At 71.2% G+C, this 22245-nt stretch carries 20 protein-coding genes; 15 read left to right on the top strand and 5 right to left on the bottom strand.

Annotated elements, in window-relative coordinates; translation table 11 throughout:
- Window positions 1–79: 79 nt before the first annotated feature.
- The gene (gene rpmB, locus ACFXJ8_RS30940) at window positions 80–265 is read right to left on the bottom strand and encodes a 50S ribosomal protein L28 (protein ID WP_354909561.1); all 186 of its coding nucleotides are present in this window, start codon (window positions 263–265) and stop codon (window positions 80–82) included.
- Window positions 266–435: 170 nt separating this feature from the next.
- Here rpmB and ACFXJ8_RS30935 point away from each other — a divergent pair, with 170 nt between their 5' ends.
- From ACFXJ8_RS30935 to mutM, 8 genes are all read left to right on the top strand, one after another.
- The gene (locus ACFXJ8_RS30935) at window positions 436–1950 is read left to right on the top strand and encodes a DAK2 domain-containing protein (RefSeq protein WP_379647528.1); all 1515 of its coding nucleotides are present in this window, start codon (window positions 436–438) and stop codon (window positions 1948–1950) included.
- Between the two features lie 34 nt (window positions 1951–1984).
- Window positions 1985–4159 (top strand): ATP-dependent DNA helicase RecG, encoded by a 2175-nt coding sequence (gene recG / locus ACFXJ8_RS30930; protein ID WP_379647506.1) that lies wholly within the window; start codon window positions 1985–1987, stop codon window positions 4157–4159.
- A 501-nt stretch (window positions 4160–4660) separates the two neighbouring features.
- The gene (gene rsmD, locus ACFXJ8_RS30925; protein WP_379647505.1) at window positions 4661–5224 is read left to right on the top strand and encodes a 16S rRNA (guanine(966)-N(2))-methyltransferase RsmD; all 564 of its coding nucleotides are present in this window, start codon (window positions 4661–4663) and stop codon (window positions 5222–5224) included.
- Between the two features lie 14 nt (window positions 5225–5238).
- On the top strand, window positions 5239–5715 hold the full coding sequence (gene coaD / locus ACFXJ8_RS30920; protein ID WP_379647504.1) for a pantetheine-phosphate adenylyltransferase: 477 nt from the start codon (window positions 5239–5241) through the stop codon (window positions 5713–5715).
- A 53-nt stretch (window positions 5716–5768) separates the two neighbouring features.
- Window positions 5769–6338 (top strand): YceD family protein, encoded by a 570-nt coding sequence (locus ACFXJ8_RS30915; protein WP_379647527.1) that lies wholly within the window; start codon window positions 5769–5771, stop codon window positions 6336–6338.
- A gap of 1 nt (window position 6339) precedes the next feature.
- Window positions 6340–6519, top strand: coding sequence for a 50S ribosomal protein L32 (rpmF, locus tag ACFXJ8_RS30910; RefSeq protein ID WP_183656428.1), 180 nt, complete (start codon window positions 6340–6342; stop codon window positions 6517–6519).
- Window positions 6520–6754: 235 nt separating this feature from the next.
- The gene (gene rnc / locus ACFXJ8_RS30905; RefSeq protein ID WP_379647503.1) at window positions 6755–7495 is read left to right on the top strand and encodes a ribonuclease III; all 741 of its coding nucleotides are present in this window, start codon (window positions 6755–6757) and stop codon (window positions 7493–7495) included.
- A gap of 1 nt (window position 7496) precedes the next feature.
- The gene (mutM, locus tag ACFXJ8_RS30900; protein ID WP_379647502.1) at window positions 7497–8324 is read left to right on the top strand and encodes a bifunctional DNA-formamidopyrimidine glycosylase/DNA-(apurinic or apyrimidinic site) lyase; all 828 of its coding nucleotides are present in this window, start codon (window positions 7497–7499) and stop codon (window positions 8322–8324) included.
- Here mutM and ACFXJ8_RS30895 read toward each other — a convergent pair.
- Window positions 8272–9420: an MFS transporter gene (locus ACFXJ8_RS30895; protein ID WP_379647501.1), complete on the bottom strand. Its 1149-nt coding sequence runs from the start codon at window positions 9418–9420 to the stop codon at window positions 8272–8274. The two genes, mutM and ACFXJ8_RS30895, sit on opposite strands and share 53 nt — an antisense overlap.
- 80 nt (window positions 9421–9500) lie before the next feature.
- On the opposite strand from ACFXJ8_RS30895, the gene ACFXJ8_RS30890 reads away from it, so the two are divergent.
- The 7 genes from ACFXJ8_RS30890 (at window position 9501) to ACFXJ8_RS30860 (ending at window position 19368) form a co-directional block, all read left to right on the top strand.
- A complete protein-coding gene (locus tag ACFXJ8_RS30890; protein ID WP_379647500.1) occupies window positions 9501–10379 on the top strand; it encodes a LysR family transcriptional regulator in 879 nt (292 codons plus the stop codon).
- Complete coding sequence (locus ACFXJ8_RS30885) at window positions 10372–10650, top strand: acylphosphatase (protein ID WP_379647499.1); 279 nt, start codon at window positions 10372–10374, stop codon at window positions 10648–10650. The genes ACFXJ8_RS30890 and ACFXJ8_RS30885 overlap by 8 nt, the downstream gene beginning before the upstream one ends.
- A 190-nt stretch (window positions 10651–10840) precedes the next feature.
- Complete coding sequence (locus tag ACFXJ8_RS30880; RefSeq protein ID WP_183656443.1) at window positions 10841–11035, top strand: hypothetical protein; 195 nt, start codon at window positions 10841–10843, stop codon at window positions 11033–11035.
- Window positions 11036–11210: 175 nt separating this feature from the next.
- Window positions 11211–14924, top strand: a complete 3714-nt coding sequence (gene smc, locus ACFXJ8_RS30875) for a chromosome segregation protein SMC (protein WP_379647498.1) — start codon at window positions 11211–11213, stop codon at window positions 14922–14924.
- Window positions 14925–14988: 64 nt separating this feature from the next.
- Window positions 14989–16158 carry a signal recognition particle-docking protein FtsY gene (gene ftsY, locus ACFXJ8_RS30870; protein WP_379647497.1) on the top strand — a complete coding sequence of 390 codons (1170 nt, stop codon included), beginning with the start codon at window positions 14989–14991 and terminating at the stop codon, window positions 16156–16158.
- A 358-nt stretch (window positions 16159–16516) separates the two neighbouring features.
- Window positions 16517–18169 (top strand): tetratricopeptide repeat protein, encoded by a 1653-nt coding sequence (locus tag ACFXJ8_RS30865; RefSeq protein ID WP_379647496.1) that lies wholly within the window; start codon window positions 16517–16519, stop codon window positions 18167–18169.
- Window positions 18169–19368, top strand: a complete 1200-nt coding sequence (locus ACFXJ8_RS30860; protein ID WP_379647495.1) for an MFS transporter — start codon at window positions 18169–18171, stop codon at window positions 19366–19368. Before ACFXJ8_RS30865 ends, ACFXJ8_RS30860 begins: the two co-directional genes overlap by 1 nt.
- Here ACFXJ8_RS30860 and ACFXJ8_RS30855 read toward each other — a convergent pair.
- Genes ACFXJ8_RS30855 through ACFXJ8_RS30845 form a run of 3 tightly spaced genes read right to left on the bottom strand, consistent with a single transcriptional unit; the run spans window position 19334 to window position 22184 of the window.
- Complete coding sequence (locus ACFXJ8_RS30855; RefSeq protein ID WP_379647494.1) at window positions 19334–20152, bottom strand: ABC transporter ATP-binding protein; 819 nt, start codon at window positions 20150–20152, stop codon at window positions 19334–19336. The genes ACFXJ8_RS30860 and ACFXJ8_RS30855 overlap by 35 nt on opposite strands.
- Complete coding sequence (locus tag ACFXJ8_RS30850; RefSeq protein WP_379647493.1) at window positions 20149–21192, bottom strand: FecCD family ABC transporter permease; 1044 nt, start codon at window positions 21190–21192, stop codon at window positions 20149–20151. The genes ACFXJ8_RS30855 and ACFXJ8_RS30850 overlap by 4 nt, the downstream gene beginning before the upstream one ends.
- The gene (locus tag ACFXJ8_RS30845) at window positions 21189–22184 is read right to left on the bottom strand and encodes a FecCD family ABC transporter permease (protein ID WP_379647492.1); all 996 of its coding nucleotides are present in this window, start codon (window positions 22182–22184) and stop codon (window positions 21189–21191) included. The genes ACFXJ8_RS30850 and ACFXJ8_RS30845 overlap by 4 nt, the downstream gene beginning before the upstream one ends.
- Between the last annotated feature and the right edge of the window lie 61 nt (window positions 22185–22245).

Below are 22245 nucleotides of genomic sequence, written 5' to 3'. Positions count from 1 at the left end.
TTCTACCTGAGGAAACCCGCGAAAACGCCGAAAGCCCGGCGCTCGAATCGAGCGCCGGGCTTTCGGAAAGTCGTGAAGACTAGCGGGCGACCTTGCCAGCCTTGATGCACGAGGTGCACACGTTCAGCTTCTTGGGCGTGCCGCCCACGACCGCGCGAACCGTCTGGATGTTGGGGTTCCAACGACGACGGGTGCGACGGTGGGAGTGGGACACGTTGTTACCAAAGGTCGGGCCCTTGCGGCAGACATCGCAGACGGAAGCCACGGTATCGCTCCTTTTCAGTCGATAAGCCCAGTCCGCTTGGTGTTTCGGGCGGAGGGCATGCCGGGGACAACCGGCCAGCCAGACGAGGATATCCGATCCATACCCCTGACCGCGAACTCACGCGGCGGCACGGGGGATGTTGGGGATATTCTCCGCAGGAAACGCTAGCGCTGGCCGCCGACGCGCTCGGCACGGCGAGGGCGGACATCGACGCGCTCAACGTCTTTCCCGTCGCCGACGGCGACACCGGCACCAACCTGCACCTCACCATGATCTCGGCGGCCGAGGCGGTCGAGGCGCTGCCAGAGGACGTGGGTCCTGCCGTGGTGTGGCAGACCCTGGCGTACGGCGCGCTGGTCGGCGCGAGGGGCAACTCGGGCGTGATCGTCAGCCAGGCGCTCAGGGGCATGGCGGAGGTGCTGAAGGAGCGCGAGGGCACCGCCGCCGACCTGCGCGAGGGGCTGGTCGAGGCGGCCCGGCTGGCCAGGGGCGCGGTGGCCAGGCCGGCCGACGGGACCGTCCTCAGCGTGCTGGAGGCGGTCGCCGATGGCGTGGGCGACGGCGATCTCGACGCGACCGCGCGAGGGGCGGCGGCCGAGGCGCGGGCGGCGCTGCGCCGTACCACCGAGCAACTGGACGTGCTGGCCCGCAGCGGGGTGGTCGACGCGGGCGGCGCGGGCGTGGCGATCATCATGGAGGCGCTCGCCGAGGTCGTCACCGACTCCTACACCCAGCGCTACGAGGTGCCCGCGCCGACGCGGCGGGTGGCGCCGATGACCGGGCCGGGCGCCGGCTACGAGGTGATGTACCTGCTCGACGCCGACGACGAGGCGGTGGGCAAACTGCGCGCCGAGCTCGACGGGCTCGGCGACTCGCTGGTGGTGGTCGGCGGCGACGGGCTGTGGAACGTCCACGTGCACGTCGACGAGGCCGGACAGGCGATCGAGGCGGCGTTGCGCGCGGGCAGGCCGCACCGGATCAGGATCACCTACCTGGCCGCGCCGGACCGCACCCACAGGGCGGGCGGCGGCAGGGGAGTGGTGGCGGTGGCCGCGGGCGAGGGGATCGCGGCCCTGTTCGAGGAGTGCGGGGCCGTCGTCGTACGGCGGGAGCCAGGGTCGAGCCCGTCCCTGCCCGCAATGCTGGCGGCGATCCGCGAGTCGGGCGACGAGGTGGCGGTACTGCCGAACGACGAGGGCGTGCGCGCCGTCGCCGTCGCGGCGGCGGAGATCGCGCGTGAGGACGGCGTGGTGGTGAGCGTGCTGCCGACCAAGGCGACCGTGCAGGGCCTGGCCGCGCTGGCCGTACACGATCGGCTGCGTCGCTTCGACGACGACGTGGTCGCCATGACGGACGCGGCGGGCCACACCCGCTACGGCCACCTGACCGTCGCGGACCGGCAGGTGCTCACCAGCGCGGGCCTGTGCAGGCCGGGCGACGTGCTCGGGATGATCGACGGCGACGTGGCCGTCATCGGCGACACGCTGCCCGAGGTCGCCGTGCTGATCGTCGGCCGGATGGTGGCGGGCGGCGGTGAGCTGGTCACGCTCGTCACGGGGGCCGACGCGCCAGAACCGCTCGCGCAGGCCGTGGCGGAGTTCCTGGCGCGGACCAGACCCGATGTGGAGGTCGTCGTCTACGCGGGAGAACAGGGCGGCTACCCGCTGCTCATCGGTGTCGAGTGAATCCTGTCGGTCGCACGCGGTAGAACTGGTTGACGTGAGTCGATTCGACGAGCCGCTGACCAAGGCGCTCGATCCCAAGACCGCCAAGCTGCTGCAGAGCGTCCTGGAGCTGGAGACGGTCGGCGACCTGCTGCGCCACTACCCACGCCGCTACGCCGAGCGCGGCGAGCTCACCTCGCTCGACGCGCTGGAGGTCGACGAGCACGTCACTGTGGTCGGCGAGGTCACGCGGCTGATGCGCAAACCCATGCGCAACAGGGGCGGCACCTGGCTCGAGGTCGAGGTCGTCGACGGCACCGGCAAGAAGATCTATCTGTCGTTCTTCGGCAAGGGCTCCCACGTGGCCGAGTCGCGGCTGAAGACGGGGCGGCGCGGCATGTTCGCCGGCAAGGTCGGCCTGTTCGGCGCCCGCGGCACCCCCAGGTGGCAGCTCAGCCATCCCGAGTTCGAGCTGTTCGAGGACGAGACCGAGGAGAGCGCGGAGGAGTTCGCCGCCGCCCCCGTGCCGATCTATCCGGCGGGCAAGGACGTCACCCCGTGGGCCATCCGCAGGGCGGTGGGGGTGGTCCTCGACACGCTGGGTCCGCTGGACGATCCGCTGCCGCTGGAGCTGCGCCGCAGGCACAAGCTGCCCGACCTGGCCGACGCGCTGGTGGCGATCCACCGGCCGAAAGACTTCGGCGACGTGGTGCGGGCGCAGAAGCGGCTGAAGTTCGACGAGGCGTTCGTGCTGCAGGCCGTCCTGCTGCAGCGTAGGCAGGCGGCGGTCGCCTGGCCGGCCAAGGCCCGGCCCCTGGTGGCCGGCGGCCTGCTGGCGGCCTTCGACGAGCGGCTGCCGTTCGCGCTGACCGAGGGGCAGGCGGCGGTCGGCGCGGAGATCGCCGCCGACCTGGCGGCCGAGCACCCGATGCACCGGTTGCTGCAGGGCGAGGTCGGCGCGGGCAAGACGGTGGTGGCGCTGCGCGCGATGCTGCAGGTCGTCGACGCCGGCGGCCAGGCGGTGCTGCTCGCGCCCACCGAGGTGCTGGCCCAGCAGCACCACCGCTCGATCACCGCGATGCTGGGCGACCTGGCCGCGGGCGGCATGTTCGGCGGCACCGCCGTGGGCCTGCTCACCGGCTCCATGGGCGCGGCCGCGCGCCGCGCCGCCCTCCTCGACGCCGCCTCCGGTACGGCAGGCATCGTCGTCGGCACCCACGCGCTGCTCCAGGAGCACGTGCAGTTCGCCGACCTCGGCCTGGTCGTGGTCGACGAGCAACACAGGTTCGGCGTCGAGCAGCGCGACGCGTTGCGCGAGAAGGTCGCGGGCGGGCGGCCCCACGTGCTGGTCATGACCGCCACCCCGATCCCGCGCACGGTCGCCATGACCGTCTTCGGCGACCTGGAGGTCTCGACGCTCTCGCAGCTGCCGTCCGGCCGCGCGCCGATCACCTCGCACGTCGTCCCCGCCGCCGAGAAGCCCCACTACCTCGAACGCACGTGGGAGCGGGTGCGGGAGGAGGTGGGCCTCGGCCGCCAGGCCTACATCGTGTGCCCGCGCATCGGCGACCTGGAGGGCGACGAGGGCGACCTGACCGCCTCCGACGACGACAAGCGGCCGCCGCTGGCGGTGCTGGAGGTGGCCGAGATGCTCGCCTCGGGGCCGCTCGACGGGCTGCGCGTGGAGGTGCTGCACGGCAAGCTCCCGCCCGAGGAGAAGGACGCGATCATGCGGGCCTTCTCGCGCGGTGAGGTCGACGTGCTGGTGGCGACGACGGTGATCGAGGTGGGCGTCGACGTGCCCAACTCCTCCGTCATGATCATCATGGACGCCGACAGGTTCGGAGTCTCGCAGCTCCACCAGCTCAGAGGGCGGGTCGGGCGGGGCGGGCTGCCGGGGCTGTGCCTGCTGGTGACGGAGTTCGCGGCGGGCACGCCGGCGCGGGAGCGGCTCGACGCGGTGGCCTCGACGCTCGACGGGTTCGTGCTGTCGCGCGTCGACCTGGAGCAGCGGCGGGAGGGCGACGTGCTGGGGGCGGCGCAGTCGGGCAAGCGGTCGTCGCTGAAGCTGCTCCAGTTGCTGCGCGACGAGGACGTGATCGTCTCGGCCAGGCAGGAGGCGGCGGCCCTGCTGGCGACCGACCCCTCGCTGTCGTCACACAAGGGCCTCCGCGCCGAGATCGACCGCCTCCTGGGCGACGAAAGATCCGACTTTCTGGAAAAGACCTGACCCGCCGCCCGGGCGGGCGAGGCGGCGGACCCGGAGGACGGGGTGGCTGTGCGACGCGGGCAGCGGTGACGGACCGCGGAGGTGACGGATCCGGAAAGGTAGGCGCGATGCCCAGGGTGGGAACCGAAGAAGTCGGCCAGCAAACCCGACGTCACCATGGCGCGCCGGTGAGCGGGAGTGCCGTGATGGGCAGGCGGTCACCGGTGACCACGGTGGCCGTAACCCGGCCCAGCCGTACAGAATGATCACAAAATCGCCCAGCGCCGGGGACGGCCTCCCCCCGAATGCCGTCCCCGGCTGGGCCCACCCTCGGGTCAGGTGCCGAGGGAACCGGCGTGCGGAAGGGCTCACGATCACGCCGGTCGACCTTCATGTGGGTCACCTCGAAGGTCGCAGTCATCATCATGCTGGCCCCCGGGGGGCGTGGCTACGACCCTTGCGTGATCGAGGCAGACACTTGTCCACTCTTGACCTGCGTGGACATACGGAAGAATGGGCGACATGACGCGGATCATCGCGGGTAGCGCGGGTGGCAGACGCCTGGCGGTGCCGCAGGGCCGGACGACGCGGCCTACCAGTGACAGGGCCAGAGAAGGGATTTTCTCGACCCTCGACTCGTTGCACGGCATCGAGGGCGCGCGGGTGATCGACCTGTACGCGGGTTCGGGCGCGGTCGGGCTGGAGGCGCTGTCGAGGGGCGCGGCCCACGCGCTGCTGGTCGAGTCCGACGCGAAGGCGGTCAGGACGATCAAGGCCAACGTGCGTGACCTGGGCTTCGAGGCGGCGCAGGTGGTGGCCGACCGGGTGGAGAGGCTGCTGGCCAGGCCGGGCGAGCCGTACGACATCGTGTTCGCCGATCCGCCCTACGCGGTCACCGACGAGGGCATCAGGAGGGTCCTGGAGTCGTTGCGCGACAACGGGTGGCTCGCGCCTGGCGCGCTCGTCGCGGTGGAACGCGAGAGCAGGGGGAAGGACCTGGAGTGGCCCCCGGGCTACGAAGAGGAGAGGGTCCGTCGTTACGGCGAAGCGGCCGTTTGGTACGGTCGCGCCGCCGGGAACCCGTAAACGTGGGAGGCGATGTGCGCCGCGTAGTGTGCCCGGGGTCGTTCGACCCCATCACCAACGGACACCTCGACATCATCGGCCGGGCAGCCCGGCTGTATGACGAGGTGACGGTCGCCGTTCTGATCAACGTCGAGAAGAAGAGCCTGTTCACGGTGGAGGAGCGCATCGACATCCTCCATACGGTGACCAAGGAGTACCCCAACGTCAGGGTCGAGAAGTTCCACGGGCTGCTGGTGGACTTCTGCCGCCAGAACGACATCCCGGCGATCGTCAAGGGCATCCGCGTGGTCAGCGACTTCGACTACGAGTTGCAGATGGCGCAGCTCAACTACCGGCTGTCGGGCGTCGAGACGCTTTTCATGCCGACAAATCCGGAATACTCGTTCCTGTCGTCGTCCCGCGTGAAGGAGATCGCCCGCTACGGCGGCGATGTGTCGGGGCTTGTCCCCGATCTGGTGCACAAGCTCTTGATCGAACGGCTCAGGGGCTGACCGGTGCCTGGTATCGTTGCTATCTGGCCTTGTACGACGGCGACGATTTCGCCATGCCTAACGAGAGCAGGATGACTCAGCACCTCGACCCCCGCGCCCCGTGGGTGATCTCCACTCATGACCTGGGCAGGCGGCCGGGCTCGATGCGGCAGATGACTCTGTCCCTCCCGGCACCGGCAGATCTCGGCGTCGACATGATCGGTGTCCCCAAGGACGCCGAAGTCGAGCTGGACATCAGGCTCGAAGCAGTGATGGAAGGCGTGCTCGTCTCGGGCACCGCACGCGCTCCCCTCGCGGGGGAGTGTGCTCGGTGTCTCGACTCGTTGACCTCGGAGATCGAGGTCAATCTGCAGGAGCTGTTCTTCTACTCCGACGAGGACGCCTCGGAGGACGATTCGCTGCTCGACGGTGACCTTCTCGACCTCGAGCCGACGTTCCGCGACGCGGTGGTGCTCGCACTGCCGCTCAGCCCCGTCTGTGGTGAAGACTGCGCGGGGCTGTGCGCGGAATGCGGGGTCAAGCTGGCCGAGGCCGGCCCTGACCACGGGCACGAGATGATCGACGCTCGCTGGGCGTCGTTGCAGGGTCTGTTTTCCGAGAACGATAACGATCAGGAGAAGTGACGTGGCCGTCCCGAAGCGGAAGATGTCGCGGAGCAACACCCGCTCCCGCCGCGCCCAGTGGAAGACGTCTGCTGTCGCGCTGGTGAGCTGCCCGCAGTGCCGTTCGCCCAAGCAGCCGCACATCGCGTGCCCGACCTGCGGCACCTACAACCGCCGTCAGGTCATCGAGCCGTCCGCCTGATCGCACATTCCAGCAAGGAGCGCGACTGATCGCGCTTCCCAACGGCTGTTGACGGAATGCCGACCGGATGCAATAGTGCCCGGTCGGCGTTACCGTCTCAGGTGCGTGCGGCGGCGGTTCGCCCGCGGCCGTGGTGGACGCCGGGGCTGGTCCCCGACGCCCACCACGTTTTCGGGCATCTCTCAGTTCCATCGCCCACGCGCGTTCAGGAGAGATGCTCTGAGGAGGAGTGAACGTGGGCACAGGTCCCAAGCCAGTTGCTGTCGAGGTCGCCAGAGACGAGCTTGAGCGGGTTCTTTCCGTCAGGCTCGACGCCGACATCCTGGAGCGGGCGCTGACGCACCGCTCCTACGCCTACGAGAACGGCGGTCTGCCCACCAACGAGCGCCTGGAGTTCCTCGGCGACTCGGTGCTGGGCCTGGTGGTCACCGACACCCTCTACCGCAACCATCCCGACCTGCCCGAGGGCCAGCTGGCCAAGCTCAGGGCGGCCGTGGTCAACATGCGCGCGCTGGCCGACGTGGCCAGGCAGCTCGGTCTGGGCAAGTTCCTGCGCCTGGGCAGGGGCGAGGAGGGCACGGGCGGGCGCGACAAGTCGTCGATCCTCGCCGACACCCTTGAGGCGCTGATCGGCGCCGTCTACGTCGACCTCGGCCTCGACGAGTCCTTCAGGGTCGTCCACGTGCTGTTCGACCCGCTGATCACCCGGTCGGCCTCGCTCGGCGCCGGGCTCGACTGGAAGACCTCGCTGCAGGAGCTCACCGCCTCCGAGTCGCTCGGCGTGCCCGAGTACCACGTCGAGGAGAGCGGCCCCGACCACGCCAAGTCCTTCACCGCCGAGGTGCGCGTCGGCGGCGAGGCCTACGGCTCGGGCAAGGGCCGCAGCAAGAAGGAGGCCGAGCAGCAGGCGGCCGAGGCCGCGTGGACCCGCATCAGGGCGCGCAGGGAACAGCGCGAGAGCCAGCCGGCGGGTTGACATGCCCGAGCTGCCGGAGGTCGAAGTCGTCCGCCGCGGTCTGGCCGAATGGGTCGCGGGGCGGACGATCGCCGCGAGCGAGGTCCTGCATCCGCGTGCCGTACGGCGGCAGATCGGAATTTTCGACGTCGCCGACCGGGTGATCGTCTCCGCGGAGCGGCGGGGCAAGTATCTGTGGCTGCCGCTCGACGGCGACGAGGCGATCCTCGCCCATCTCGGCATGAGCGGGCAGCTGCTCATGGTCTCTCCCGAGGCGGTCCTGGAGAAGCACCTCAGGGTACGGCTGTCGTTCGCCGACCACGGCAACGACCTGCGCTTCGTCGACCAGCGCACGTTCGGCCACGTGATGCTGACCGCGCTCGTCGGTGGCGTGCCCGAGCCGATCGCGCACATCGCGCCCGACCCGTTCGAGGCGGCCTTCGACGAGGAGCTGTTCACCAGGAGGCTGCGCGCCAAGCGCACCGAGATCAAGCGGGCACTGCTCGACCAGTCGCTGATCAGCGGTGTCGGCAACATCTACGCCGACGAGGCGCTCTGGCTGGCCAGGCTCCACTGGGCACGGCCCACGGAGACTCTCTCCAAGGCCAAGATCGCCGAGCTGCTCGCCGCCGTCCGCCAGGTCATGAGCGCCGCCCTGCTGCAGGGCGGCACCTCGTTCGACAGCCTCTACGTCAACGTCAACGGCGAGAGCGGCTACTTCGAGCGCTCCCTGGAGGCGTACGGCAGGCGTGACCTGCCGTGCTCGCGGTGCGGCACGCCGATCAGGCGCGACGCGTTCATGAACCGGTCGTCGTTCTCCTGCCCCAGATGCCAGCGTAAGCCGCGGTGAGCAGGGCGAGCGCGGCCCCGAACCACATGGCCGCGCTCGGCGAGGCGGCGTCCACGATCCCGCCGCCCAGCAGCGCGCCCAGTGCGATGGCCGCGTTGAAGACCGACGACAGCATGGCCATGCCTGCCTCGCCGCCGCCCGCCCTGGCCACCCAGAGCTGACCGGTCACCGAGACGCCGCCGTAGGAGACGCCCCAGAGCAGCAGCATGGCGGAACCCGCGAGTGGCAGTCCGATGGTCGACACCGCGATCAGGACGGCGAGCACCACCATGACCTGCCTCGGCCGGTGCGCGGCCCGTGCTCCGGCGCCGAAGTTGCCCGCGACACCGGCGACGCCGTACGCGAGGAGGAGGGCGCTGATCAGCCCGGGCCCCGCGGCGGAGACCTGCTCAAGGAACGGGCGGATGTAGGTGTAGGCGGCGAAGTGCCCGGTCACGACCAGCGCGGTGGCGACCAGGACGGTCCTGAGCCGGCCGTCGCGCCAGACGCCGGCCAGTTCGGCGGGCCGTACCGCGCGGGTGGCAGGTAGCGGCGGCAGCAGGACGGCGAGCGCGACCAGAACCACGACGGCCAGCACGGACACAGCCACGAACGCCGCCCGCCAGCCCGCCCAGGACAGGATCAGCGTGCCCGCGGGCACGCCCAGCACCGAGGCCACGGAGACGCCACCGGCGATCATCGCGGCCGCCCTGCCGATGTGCCGCTCGGGCACCAGACGTCCGGCCAGGCCCGCGGCGAACGCCCAGAACCCGCCGATGCTCACGCCCACGAGCACCCTGGCGGCCAGCATGACCGCGTAGGTAGGGGAGAAGGCGGCCACCAGGTTCGCGCCCGCGAGCAGCGCCATCAACGCCATCAGCACGATCCGCCGGTCGACGCGTCCCGCGACCACCGCCAGGAGGGGTGCGGAAAGCGCGGCCACGACGCCGGGCGCGGACATGGTCAGCCCCGCCGTACCGGCGGAGACGCCCAGCGTCGCGCCCATCGGGGTCAGCAGGCCGACGGGCAGCATCTCGCTGGTCACGATGGTGAAGGTGCCCACCGCGACGGAGGCGACGGGGAGCCAGGAAACTCTGGCGGTTTCGACAGTCGTCATGGCCCCAGCCTTCTCGGGCCCCGCCTGCGGGAACAATGACGAAGATCGAAGCCTTGGTTTAGTCAGGCTAAGGAGTCGTGATGGAGTTCAGAGAGCTGGAGTGCTTCGTCGTGCTCAGCGAGGAGCTGCACTTCGCCAAGGCCGCGGAGCGGCTCTACCTGTCGCCCGGCCGGGTCAGCCAGCTCGTGCGCGCGCTGGAGACCAGGATCGGGGCCAGGTTGTTCGAGCGCACCAGCAGGCGCGTACGGCTGACGCCGCTGGGTGAGCGCTTCCTCGCCGACCTGCGCCCCGCCTACGACGGGCTGGCCGTCGCGGTCGCGAGGGCCAGGTCGGCCGCCCGCTCGGTCGAGGGTGTGCTGCGGGTCGGTTTCCTCGGCACGCCGACGGACGTCGTCACCGCGACGGTCAGGGAGTTCGAGCGGCTCAACCCCGCGTGCGAGGTGGAGCTGGTCGAGGTGCCGATGGCCGACCCGTTCGGCAAGCTGCGCGCGGGCAGGGTGGATGTGAGCTTCACGCTGCTGCCCGTGGACGAGCCCGACCTGGTGACGGGCGCGGGGCTGAACAAGGTCCCGATGAAGGTCGCGCTCTCGCCGCGCCACCCGCTGGCGGGCAGGTCGCGCATCGAGGCGGAGGAGCTCGCCGGGCTGGCGCTGGTGGGGCTCGACGGGCCCGCTCCCCGCAGGTGGCGCGAGCTCACCGCGCCCGCGACCACGCCGCTGGGGAGCGCGATCCCTTCGGCGGGTACGGTCTCCACCAGCCAGGAAGGCCTCACGCTGGTCGCGCTGAACAGGGGCGCCATGCTCTTCTGCACCCCGACGGCCGCCTACCACGGGCGCGACGACGTCACGTTCGTGCCGGTCGAGGGGCTGCCCGATTCGGTGCTCGGCCTGGTCTGGCGCAAGGAGGGGGAGACGGCGGCGGTGCGCGCCTTCCAGCAGGCAGGAGTGGGTCATGAGTGACGACGTTCGGTTGACCGTGTGGGTGCGCGGTCGCGTGCAAGGAGTCGGGTTCCGCTGGTGGACCAGGGCCAGGGCGCTGGAGCTCGGGCTGGTCGGCTGGGCCCGCAACACCGCCGACGGGCGGGTGGAGGTGGTCGCCGAGGGGCCGAGGGCGGCCGGCGTCAAGCTGGTCGAGCTGCTCAGGGGTTGCGACACACCGGGCAGAGTGGATGGAGTTGTGGAGCGCTGGAGTGAAGCACGAGGTAGTTTGAGCGGGTTTGTAGAACGGTAGCCCTTTCGTCAAACCCCCCAAATAGGGTATATTTATATGTCGGGAGTGCCCATCGGTAGGCCCGTGCGGTTCGTTCGACTTGACCGTCCCAACTGCCGATGCGACTCTTGGTAGGTACCACGCGCACCCCTCCCGCAGAACAAGAAGTGCGCGAACCAGTCTGGTCACTCAGCGTGGAGGACCCTTTACCATGGCGAAGGCTCTACTCGGCCACGTCGGCGGTCCTGACCCTCGGATGGTCTCGGAGATGCGCCGTTTGCAGCAGCGGATCCGTGATCTGGAGGCAGAACTCACCCGGCTCCAGGCACAAAATGACGCTCTTGCAGCGCAGACACGTGATGAGGCGTTCAGCCGTCTGCAGGAACGCGAGCCGGCTCTCACCTGAGAGATCGGGAGCGCCGATCAGGGACGTCTCGGAGAGACGTCCCTTGTTATTTTCTCCGCTTCCTTTTCCTGGGGGCGTTTTTACTGCCCGCGAGGTGATGGAAGCGCGGTGACCGGCGGTTGTCGCCGCGGACCAGTAGGCTTTCCCGGAGTCGGTTCAGGGAGGGCAGCGTTCGGTGTATCTGAAGACCCTCACGCTGCGCGGCTTCAAGTCCTTCGCCTCCGCCACCGCCCTCCGCCTCGAACCCGGCATCACCTGCGTGGTCGGCCCCAACGGCTCCGGCAAGTCCAACGTCGTCGACGCCCTGGCCTGGGTCATGGGCGAGCACAGTGCCAAGTCGCTGCGCGGCGGCAAGATGGAGGACGTCATCTTCGCCGGCACCTCCAGCCGCCCGCCGCTCGGCAGGGCCGAGGTGACGCTGACGATCGACAACTCAGACGGCGCGCTGCCGATCGACTACACCGAGGTGACGATCAGCCGCCTGATGTTCAGGTCGGGGCAGAGCGAGTACGCGATCAACGGCGACACCTGCCGCCTGCTCGACATCCAGGAGCTGCTGTCCGACTCGGGCATCGGCCGAGAGATGCACGTCATCGTCGGTCAGGGCCAACTCGACGCGGTGCTCCACGCCGGGCCTGAGGACCGGCGGGCCTTCATCGAGGAGGCCGCCGGCGTGCTCAAGCACCGCAAGCGCAAGGAGAAGGCGCTGCGCAAGCTCGACGCGATGCAGGCCAACCTCACCAGGGCGCAGGACCTCGCCACCGAGCTGCGCCGCCAGCTCAAGCCGCTCGGCAGGCAGGCGGAGATCGCCCGCAAGGCGGCCGTGATCCAGGCCGACCTGCGTGACGCGCGGCTGCGGCTGCTGGCCGACGACGTGTGCATCCTGCGGGAGACCCTGGAGCGGGAGGCGGCCGACGAGGCGGCGATCCTGTCGCGCAGGGCTCAGGTGGAGGCCGAGCTGGCCGAGGGGCAGCGGCGCGAGGAGGCGCTGGAGGCCGCCGAGGCCGAGGCGCAGCCCAGGCTCACCGCCGCCCAGGAGACCTACTTCCGCCTCGCCTCGCTACGGGAACGTTTCACCGGCCTGGAGCACCTGGCGGCCGAGCGCCACCGGCACGCCCTCGACGCCGCCTCGATCGAACGGCGTGGCCGCGACCCCGAGGAGCTGGAGCGGGAGGCGGCCGAGGTTCGCGAGCAGGAGCTTGAGCTGGCCGCGGCGCTGGAGCAGGCGCAGGAGCTGCTGGAAGCGGCCGTGGAGCGGCGCGAGGAGGCCGAGAGCGCGCTCAAGGCGGAGGAGCAGCGCCTGGCGATGGCCGCGCGGGCGGCGGCCGACCGGCGCGAGGGCCTGGCCAGGCTGCGCGGGCGGGTCGACTCCGCGCGTAGCCGAGCCCGCGCCGCCGAGGAGGAGATCGGCAGGCTGAGCAGGGCCGTCGCGGAGGCCGACGAGCGGGCCGCGCGCGCCCGTGACGAGCTGAGGGAGCAGGAGGCCGACGAGCCCGCGGCCGATCCCGCGCTTGCCGAGGAGCTGCTCACCGCCCAGGCGGCGGTCGAGGAGGCCAGGTCGGTCGCCGAGGCCGCCCACGAGGTCGTCGAGCAGGCAAAGGAGGCGCTGGCGGCGCCCCGCGCCGCGCTGCAGGCGGCCAAGGCGGCGGTCGGTACGGCACGCGCCGCCGACCAGGAGGCGCAGCGCTCGGTCGCGGCGCTCCAGGCCCGGCGTGAGGCGTTGGAGCTCGGCCTGGCCAAGGGGGCCGACGGCGGGGCCGCGCTGGTGGCGGCGGGCTTGTCGGGCGTGCTCGGGCCGCTGGCCGCCGCGATGACGGTCACGCCGGGGTTCGAGGTGGCCATCGCCGCCGTGCTCGGCCCGGTGGCCGAGGCCGTCGCCGTCGAGTCGGTCGGCACGGCGGTGGAGGCGCTGGAGCACCTGAGGGCCAAGGAGGCGGGCCAGGCGACCCTGCTGGTGGCGGGCGCACCCAGGGGCGCGACCTCAGGGGCGGCTGGAGCGCCTGCCGGAGCGGTGGCCGGGGAGCGTGCCGTACTGCCTGATGGGGGGCGGTGGGCGGCGGAGCTGGTCGGCGTTCCCGGCCACCTCAGGGCGGCGGTCGACCACCTGCTCGCGGACGTGGCCGTCGTGGCCGACCTCGACGCTGCCCGCGCCCTCGTCGAGCGGCACCCCGGCCTGCGGGCCGTCACGCGCGGCGGCGACGTCGTCGGCGCCCATCTGGCGAGCGGCGGCTCCGAGGGCGGCACCTCCGTGCTGCAGGTGCGGGCCGCGCTCGACGACGCGATCGCCGACCTGGAGGAGGCCAAGGAGCGCGCCGAGAGCACGGTGGTCGTCCTGGAGGAGTCCGCGGCGGCCGAGGCGCAGGCGCAGGCGGCGCTGGAGGCCGCCCAGTCCCACGTCAACGAGGCGCAGAGCGCGGCCGGCAGCGCGCAGGCGGGCGTCAGCGCCAGCCAGGGCGTGCTCGACCAGGTCAGGGCCCGGCAGCGGGAGGCCGACCAGGCCGGCGCGGCGGCGGCCAGGCGGCTGGCCCAGCTGGGCGCGGCGGCCAAGGCCGCGGCCGACGAGTCCGAGCGGCTGGCGGGCAGCGTGCGGGCGGCGCAGGAGGCGCGTGAGGAGGGCCTGGCCGAGCTGTCGGAGCTGGAGATCGAGCTCGCCGAGGCCGAGTACGCGCAGGAGCTGGAGACCGAGCCGACCACTGAGGCGCGTGACGAGCTGGCCACGACCTGCCAGCTGGCCAGGCAGAGCGAGATGGAGACGCGCCTTCAGGTCCGCACGGCCGAGGAGCGGGTCAAGGGCATCGCGGGCCGGGCCGACGGCCTGCTGAGGGCCGCCCAGCGCGAGCGTCAGGAGCGGCTGACGGCCGCCGCGCAGCGCGAGCGGCGCAGGCGTCAGGCGGCGGTCGCCGAGTCGGTGGTGCGGGGGGTCAAGCAGGTGCTGCGCGCCCTGGCCATCTCGATCGAGCTGGCCGCGCGCGAGCGCGACGAGGCCGACCTGGCGCGGGTGGCCGTCGACGCCGAGCTGAAGCAGGTGCGGCTGCGGGTCAGGGAGCTGGGCCAGGAGCTCGACAAGCTGGTCAACAGGGTCCACGGCAGCGAGATGGCGCGCACCGAGCAGCGGATGCGGCTCGAACAGATGCAGGAGCGGGCGCTGGAGGAGTTCGGCGTCTCGCCCGACACGCTGATCGCCGAGTACGGCCCGGCGGCGGCCGTTCCCGGCGACCCGTCCGTGCCGTACGTGCGGGAGGAGCAGGAGAAGCGGATGCGGGCCGCCGAGCGGCAGATGAACCAGCTCGGCAAGGTCAACCCGCTGGCGCTGGAGGAGTTCGCGGCGCTGGAGGAGCGCCACGCGTTCCTGACCTCCCAGCTCGAAGACCTCAAGAAGACGCGGCGGGAGCTGATGACCGTCGTGCAGGAGGTCGACAACAGGGTCGAGCAGATGTTCTCCTCCGCCTACGAGGACGTGGCCAGGGAGTTCGAGCAGATCTTCACCCGCGTCTTTCCCGGCGGGGAGGGGCGGCTGATCCTGACCGATCCCAGCGACATGCTGACCACGGGCATCGAGGTGGAGGCCAGGCCCCCAGGCAAGAAGGTCAAGCGCCTCTCGCTGCTGTCGGGCGGTGAGCGCTCGCTGACGGCGGTGGCGTTCCTGATCTCCATCTTCAAGGCCAGGCCCTCGCCGTTCTACGTGATGGACGAGGTCGAGGCGGCCCTCGACGACACCAACACGCAGCGGCTGTTGAGGCTGTTCGAGGAACTGAGGGAAAGCTCACAGCTGATTGTCATCACGCACAACAAGCGGACGATGGAGATCGCCGACGCCCTCTACGGTGTCTCCATGCGCGGCGACGGCGTGACGCAGGTGGTCTCTCAGCGTCTGCGGGAGAACGTCTGATTTTGTACGGCACGTGGCACTGCGGGGCGTGACCATCCCGGACGATCTGGAAAACTGAGTTGCTGTGAGCGAATACCTCGGCATCATCGTGATCGTGATCGTCGTCGCCCTGCTGGCGCTCGGCGGCATGTTCTTCCTGTACAGGCCGGGGCGCAAGGCCGTACCTCCGCCGGTCGAGGCGCCCGAGGTCAAGCCGGCCCCCGAGCCCGAGGCCGAGAAGGCCGCACCGGAGGAAGAGGGCACCACGACCACGGTGCCGCCTCCGGTCAAACCGGCCGAGACCATCATCAAGCCCGAGGTGGAGATCCCGCCGCCGTCCGCGGGCCGGATGGTGCGGCTGCGCTCACGCCTCGCCCGTTCGCAGAGCGCCCTCGGCAAGGGCCTGCTGGAGCTGCTGTCGCGTGACAGGCTCGACGACGAGGTCTGGGACGAGATCGAGGAGAGCCTCATCACCGCCGACGTCGGCGTCGCGCCGACGCAGGTGATGGTCGAGGAGCTGCGCACCAAGGTCAAGGTGCTCGGCACCCGCTCTCCCGAGGAGGTGCGCGGGCTGCTGCGCGAGGAGCTGCTCAAGCAGATCGACCCCGAGCTCGACCGCACCCTCCACGTGAAGAAGCACGGCGAGCGTCCGGCCATCGTGCTGGTCGTCGGCGTCAACGGCACCGGCAAGACCACCACCACGGGCAAGCTGGCCAGGGTCCTGGTCGGCGACGGCAAGAAGGTCGTGCTCGGCGCGGCCGACACCTTCCGCGCCGCGGCGGCCGACCAGCTGCAGACCTGGGGTGAGCGGGTCGGCGCCGAGGTGGTGCGCGGCCCCGAGGGCGGCGACCCCGCCTCCGTGGCCTTCGACGCGACCGCCAAGGGCATCGACGACAAGGTCGACGTGGTCATCGTCGACACCGCGGGTCGCCTGCACACCAAGACCGGCCTGATGGACGAGCTCGGCAAGGTCAAGCGGGTCATCGAGAAGAAGGGCACCGTGGACGAGGTGCTGCTCGTCCTCGACGCCACCACGGGACAGAACGGCATGCGCCAGGCGCGGGTGTTCGCCGAGGTGGTCAACATCACGGGCATCGCGCTGACCAAGCTCGACGGCACGGCCAAGGGCGGCATCGTCATCTCGGTGCAGCGCGAGCTGGGCGTGCCGGTGAAGCTCGTGGGCCTCGGCGAGGGTCCTGACGACCTCGCGCCGTTCGACCCTGAGGTGTTCGTCGACGCCATCCTGGGCGACTGAGGTTCAAACACATTTTCGGACGCCCCGCGCAACCGCGCGGGGCATGTCCATTTAAGTGAGGAAATGTCCCTTATCGGACTTTCTCTTGATCTCGATACTCATCCGTGTTCACATGGGTCGGTCATACGAGATCGCGGGTGGCTGCGCTACATCCGCGATCTCGTCGCAAGGTCCGACGAAGAAGGTGGACATGAAGAAGGTTGTCGTGTACAAGAGCGGCTCCGTCAAGCCGGCAGGCTCCGCCGCTCCGCGGCACAAGGGCTGATCGGCGGGTGGCCGGCGCTCCCTGACGGGGGCCCGGCCACACTGCTGTCCGGACGACAAGACCGCTCAGGAATCCTCAAGGGATCGGGTACACGTGACCGTCATCGACGCCGACCGGCGCCTTCGCGGGCCGTACACGCTCGCCGCCGCCCTCCTCGACCTGTTCGTCCCCGAAGCGCTGGAGCGCAGGCCTGACCTGGTGGCCCGGCACGACATCGAGATCGCCGTCGCCGCGCCCCACCTGAAGATCCCGAGAAGCAGGCTCTCGCTGGCCGAGTCGCTGCCGCGGGCCGAGCGGATCCTCATCCCCGGGGCTCGCCGTACGCTGCGGATCGCCAACGGCCTGGCCGAGTTCGTCCGCTCGTGGCTGGACGGCGAGCCGTTCACGGTGACGGTCGACAACCTCGCGGCGGCCGACCAGACCGACGCCGAGCTCGTCGAGGTGCTGCGCAGGCGCGTGCCGGGGCTGACCGTCGTGCCCGGCGCCTCGCGGCCCGGCGGGCCTGTGCCCGCCGACTTCGACCGCTACCGCGACGAGGGGTTCCATCATGCGATGGCCGAGGCGGGGCTGGCGGCGCTCGACGAGTTACGGCACGACGACGACCCCGAACGATGGATGACACTCGTCCACCGGACGGCCGGGGCGCTGGAGGCGATCGAGCGGGAGGGCGAGGCGCTCGCCCTCTACGAACAGGCCAGACGGCACACCGTGGACCCCAGGCACCGGGCCTCCGTGGCCTGCTCGCTGGCGACGCTGCTGGTGCGCCACCACGATCCGGCGGCGCGCGACGCCGAGGCGGCCGTGGCCTGGATCAACGAGGCGATCACCATCACCTCGCTGCTGCCCGATCCGCGCGAGCGCGCCTTCCACCTGGGCTTCGACCTCAACGCCAAGGCGCTGGTGGAGGTGCGCAGGCGGCGCTTCGGGGAGTCGGCGCGCCTGGTGCAGGAGGCCATCGACCTGGCCGAGCGTGACCTCGCCGACGTCCACCCGATCCACCGGCTCGTGCTGTACGCCAACAGGGCCCAGCTGAGGGCGATGGCAGGCGAGCCCGAACCGGCCCTGGCCGACTACACCAGGGCGATCGAGGCCGACCCCGGCTATCCCGACTACTACCTCGACCGGGGCGCCCTGCTGCGCAGGCTGGGCAGGGTGGAGCAGGCGCTGGCCGACTTCGAGAGCGCCATCCGGCTCGGCCCCCCGTGGCCCGAGCCGCACTACAACAGGGCCGAGCTGCGTTACGAGGCCGGCGACCTGGCGGGCGCGCTCGCGGACCTCGACTACGCGCTGGAGCTCGACCCCGAGTTCGCGCCCGCCTACGTGAACAGGTCAGGCCTGCGCGCCGCCACCGGGGACTACGGCCAGGCCAGGAGCGACGTCGAGCGCGGGCTCGGCCTCGATCCCGGCAACCCGCACCTGCTGTGCGTGCTGGGCCAGGTCGAGGCGGCCGAGGGCAGGCAGGCCGAGGCGCTGGCCGCCTTCGACGCCGCCCTGAAGGCCGACCCCGCGCTGGCGGAGGCCTGGGCGAGCAGGGCGGCGCTGTCGTTCGAGCTCGGCCGCTACGGCGACGCGATCGCCGACCTCGACCGGGCCGTGGAGCTGAAGGAGCGCCCCGAGCTGCTTTTCAACAGGGCGATGGCGTTGCGGACGGCGGGCCGTACCGAACAGGCTGTGGCGGATCTGCGAAGAGCGGCCGAGCTCGCGCCAGAGGACGAGGACATCGCGGCCGCCCTGTCGGGAGAGTGATGGGGACGCGGTACTGGCTGCTTCTTGCCGGATTCCTGGTCTCCTCGCTCGGTACGTGGATCTACCGGCTCGCGCTGCCCCTCATGGTCCTGGAGCTGACCGGCTCCGCGCTCGGCACCGGGCTGGTCTACGCGCTGGAGTACCTGCCCTATCTGGCCCTGGCGATGTTCGGCGGCGTGCTGGCCGACCGGCACAACCGCAAGCTGATTCTCGTGGCGGGCGACCTGGCCGCGGCGGCGCTCGCCCTGGTGCTCGCCGTGACGGTGACGATCGGGACGCCGCCGCTCTGGCTGATCTACGTGATGGCCTTCCTGCTGGCCTGCGCGGATCCGCTCTACCAGCCCGCGTTCCGGGCGATCATGCCCTCGCTCGTGCCGGTCGACCGGCTGGCTCCGGCCAACGCGCGCCTGCACATCGGCGAGCACGCGGTGAACCTGGCGGGACCCGTGCTCGGCGGCGCGCTGATCGTCGCCTTCGGCCACCGGACGGCGATCTACGTGGACGCGGTCTCGTTCCTGCTCTCGGCGGCGCTGATCGCGCTGATCAGGACCGTGCCCGCCGCGGTGAGGGCGAGCCGGCCGGTGCTCGCCGACCTGCGGGAGGGGCTCAGGTTCCTGTTCCGGCAGGAGCGGACGGTCCTGACGCTGGCCTACTTCGCCTTCGCGGGCAACTTCGGGGTCTGGCTGCTGCTGGCCAACATGGTCTTCTACCTGACCTCCTACCACCACTTCACCCCCGGGCAGATCGGCGTCGTCTACGCCTTCCAGGGCGCCGGCGCGGTGATCGGCGGCCTGCTCGGCTCCCGCCTGCTGCCCATGGTCAGGCCCGTCACGCTGATCAGCGTGAGCATGATGCTGGAGGGCCTGTCCATCCTGGCGATGATCCCCGCCCGCGGGCCCCTGGCGATCGGCCTGGCGTGGATGGGGCAGTTCGCCGCCGCGGGCGCGGGCATCGTGGCCATCATGACCGTACGGCATCGGCTCGTGCCCGACCACCTGCTCGGCAGGGTGCTGGGCACGGCCCGCATGATCGCCTTCCTGGCCATCCCGCTGGCGGCGCTGGCCGCCGGGATCTTCGAGTCGTTCGTGCGCAACGCCTACGCGCTGATGGCGTTCGCGGGCCTGGCCGCGCTGGTGATCGCGCTGGTGGCGGCGCGCTCGTCGCTCAGGAGCGTGGTTCTGGAGCCAGTCGCTCGCTGACCGGGACCCTGGTGCCGATGGGGACGACCAGCGGGGTGCCCGCCACCGGGTCGGCGATGACCATGGCGTCGAGGTCGAACACCTCGCTCAGCAGGTCCTCCGTCAGCACCTCGTGCGGCGTCCCCGCGGCGACGACCTTGCCCGCGCGCATGGCGACCAGCCGGTCGGCGTAGCGGGCCGCGAGGTTGAGGTCGTGCAGCACCATGACGATGGTCCGGCCGGCCTCGGCGTGCAGGTGCCGGACGAGTTCCAGGACCTCCACCTGGTGGGCCAGGTCGAGGAAGGTCGTCGGCTCGTCCAGCAGCAGCAGGTCGGTGCCCTGGGCCAGGGCCATGGAGATCCACGCGCGCTGCCGCTGGCCGCCGGACAGCTCGTCGAGCGGTCGTTCGGCCAGTTCGGCCAGGCCGGTCATGTCCAGCGCCCGCGCGACCGACGACTCGTCGTCTGACGACCACTGGCGGTACCAGGTCTGGTGCGGGTGCCTGCCCCTGGCCACCAGGTCGGAGACGGTCAGCCCCTCCGGCGCCGTGGGCGACTGGGGGAGCATGCCGAGCACCTTGGCCACCTCGCGGGTAGGCATCCGGTCGATGCGCTTGCCGTCGAGCAGCACCTCGCCGCCCGAGGGCTTCAGCAGGCGGCCGAGGGCGCGCAGCAGCGTGGACTTGCCGCAGCCGTTCGGCCCGATGATCGTGGTCACGGTGCCCGCCTCGACGCCCAGGTCGAGCCCGTCCACGATGACGCGCTCGCCGTAGGCGAGCCTGACGTTGACGGCGGCGAGTCTCATTTCCGAGCCCTCCAGATGAGGTGGATCAGGTAAGGCGCGCCCAGCACCGCCGTGACGATGCCGACGGGCAGCTCGATGGGGGAGAAGGCGACCCGGGCGATCAGGTCGGCGGCGGAGGTGAGCAGCGCGCCCACGACCGCCGACGACAGCAGCGGCGGCTGCGCCGACCTGGTCAGGCGCAGCGCGATCTGGGGCGCGGCCAGCGCGACGAAGGCGATCGGGCCCGCGGAGGCTGTGGAGACCGCGGCCAGCAGCACGGCGGCCAGGATCATCAGGCCACGCGCCAGGTTCATCCGCACGCCGAGCGAGGTGACGGTGTCGTCGCCGTAGCGCAGGGCGTCGAGCGAGCGCGCGCCCAGCAGCGTGACGGGGATGAGCACGGCCACCGCGATCGCGACGGGGTTGACGTGTTCCCAGCCGCGACCGTTGAGCGAGCCGCTGATCCAGACCATCGCCCTGCCGGTGTCGTTGACGTCGCCGACCGTCAGCAGCCAGAACTTGATGTTGGTGAACACCGCGGCCACGCCGATGCCCACCAGGACCAGGCGGTAGCCGTCCAGGCCGCGCCGCCACGCCAGCGAGTAGACGATCGCGGCGCCGAGCAGGCCGCCGACCAGGGCGAGAGCGGGGATGCCGACGGTGGCAAGCAGGCCGCTGACGCCGCCGTAGACGCTGCCGGAGGCCACCACCCCGGCCACGACCGTGACGGAGGCGCCGGTGGTCACGCCGAGGATCTCGGGGCTGGCCAGCGGGTTGCGGGCGATGGACTGGGTGATCGCGCCCGCCAGCGCGAGCGCCGCGCCGACCAGCGCGCCGGTCAGCGCGCGGGGCAGGCGCAGGTCCATGACGACGAAGTGGTTGTCGCTGCCGGTGTCGACGACCGCGCGCAGCACCTCGGCCACGCTCATCGGGATGTCGCCGATGCGCATGTTGAGCGCCATGAGCAGGACGAGCAGGACGAGCCCGACGACGGTGACCGCGACGCCGCGCGGCCGTACCCGCCAGGAAAGGCCGCCGATCCGCACAGAGAGAGCTGTCACAGCCGCACCGGCTTCCTGCGCCGCACCAGCGCGATGAAGAAGGGCGCGCCCATCAGCGCGAGCACCACGCCGACCTCCAGCTCGCCCGGAGGGGCGACCACCCGGCCGATGACGTCGGCCACCAGCAGCAGGGCCGCGCCCACCAGCCCGGAGAACGGCAGCAGCCACCGGTGGTCGGTGCCCGACAGCGGGCGGGCCAGGTGCGGGACGATGAGCCCGATGAAGGACAGCGAGCCGCAGGCCGCGACCGTCGCGCCGGACAGCAGGGTGACGGCGGCGATGCCGATGCCCCTGGTCAGCCCGATGTTCTGGCCGAGGCTGCGGGCGACGTCCTCGCCGAGGGACAGCGCGTTGAGGCCGGGGGCGTTGATCATCGCGAGCACGAGCCCGACGAGGATGAACGGTGTGACCTGCCAGACGACGTCCGCGCCCCTGGCCGCGATCGAGCCCGCCTGCCAGAACCTGAAGACGTCCATGGCCTGCTCGTCCACCAGCACCAGCGCGGAGGTGAGCGCGTAGAGGAAGGCGCTGACGGCGGTGCCCGCGAGCGCGAGGGTGACGGGCGTGGGCCCGCCGCGACCGCCGACCATGCCGAGCGCGAACACGCCCACGCTGGCGAGCAGCGCGCCCGCCAGGCCGAACCAGATGTAGGCGTAGAGGCTGGTCGTGCCGAGGAAGATGATGCTCGCCACCATCGCGAACGCCGCGCCCTGGGTGACGCCGAGCAGGCCGGGGTCGGCCAGCGGGTTGCGGGTGTGCCCCTGCATTAGCGCGCCCGCCACGCCCAGCGCGATCCCGGCCAGCAGGCCGAGCGCGGTGCGCGGCAGCCGCAGCGAGCGGATGACGATGTCGTTCTCCGTGCCGGTGGGCGAGAAGAGCGCGTGCCAGGCGTCGGTGAGCGGGACGGGCTTCGAGCCGATCGTGATGCTCATCACGACCGCGACGGCGACGACGGCGAGAAGCCCGCAGAACACGGCACTGCGACGTCTCACCTGTGCTTCCTCCCTTGTTGCCCGACCCGGTGAAGTATGCCAGCTTAGGCATAGCTAATCT

This window comes from Nonomuraea sp. NPDC059194 (assembly GCF_042754765.1).
In the GTDB taxonomy this organism is placed as follows: Bacteria; Actinomycetota; Actinomycetes; order Streptosporangiales; family Streptosporangiaceae; genus Nonomuraea.
This window is presented reverse-complemented; position numbering and strand designations above follow the sequence as displayed.

Coding starts and splice junctions, on each gene's coding strand:
- rsmD (WP_379647505.1), top strand. CDS start 4,661: ATGACGCGGATCATCGCGGGTAGCGCGGGTGGCAGACGCCTGGCGGTG.
- ACFXJ8_RS30915 (WP_379647527.1), top strand. CDS start 5,769: ATGCCTAACGAGAGCAGGATGACTCAGCACCTCGACCCCCGCGCCCCG.
- mutM (WP_379647502.1), top strand. CDS start 7,497: ATGCCCGAGCTGCCGGAGGTCGAAGTCGTCCGCCGCGGTCTGGCCGAA.
- ACFXJ8_RS30895 (WP_379647501.1), bottom strand. CDS start 9,420: ATGACGACTGTCGAAACCGCCAGAGTTTCCTGGCTCCCCGTCGCCTCC.
- ACFXJ8_RS30890 (WP_379647500.1), top strand. CDS start 9,501: ATGGAGTTCAGAGAGCTGGAGTGCTTCGTCGTGCTCAGCGAGGAGCTG.
- ACFXJ8_RS30885 (WP_379647499.1), top strand. CDS start 10,372: ATGAGTGACGACGTTCGGTTGACCGTGTGGGTGCGCGGTCGCGTGCAA.
- ACFXJ8_RS30880 (WP_183656443.1), top strand. CDS start 10,841: ATGGCGAAGGCTCTACTCGGCCACGTCGGCGGTCCTGACCCTCGGATG.
- ACFXJ8_RS30860 (WP_379647495.1), top strand. CDS start 18,169: ATGGGGACGCGGTACTGGCTGCTTCTTGCCGGATTCCTGGTCTCCTCG.
- ACFXJ8_RS30855 (WP_379647494.1), bottom strand. CDS start 20,152: ATGAGACTCGCCGCCGTCAACGTCAGGCTCGCCTACGGCGAGCGCGTC.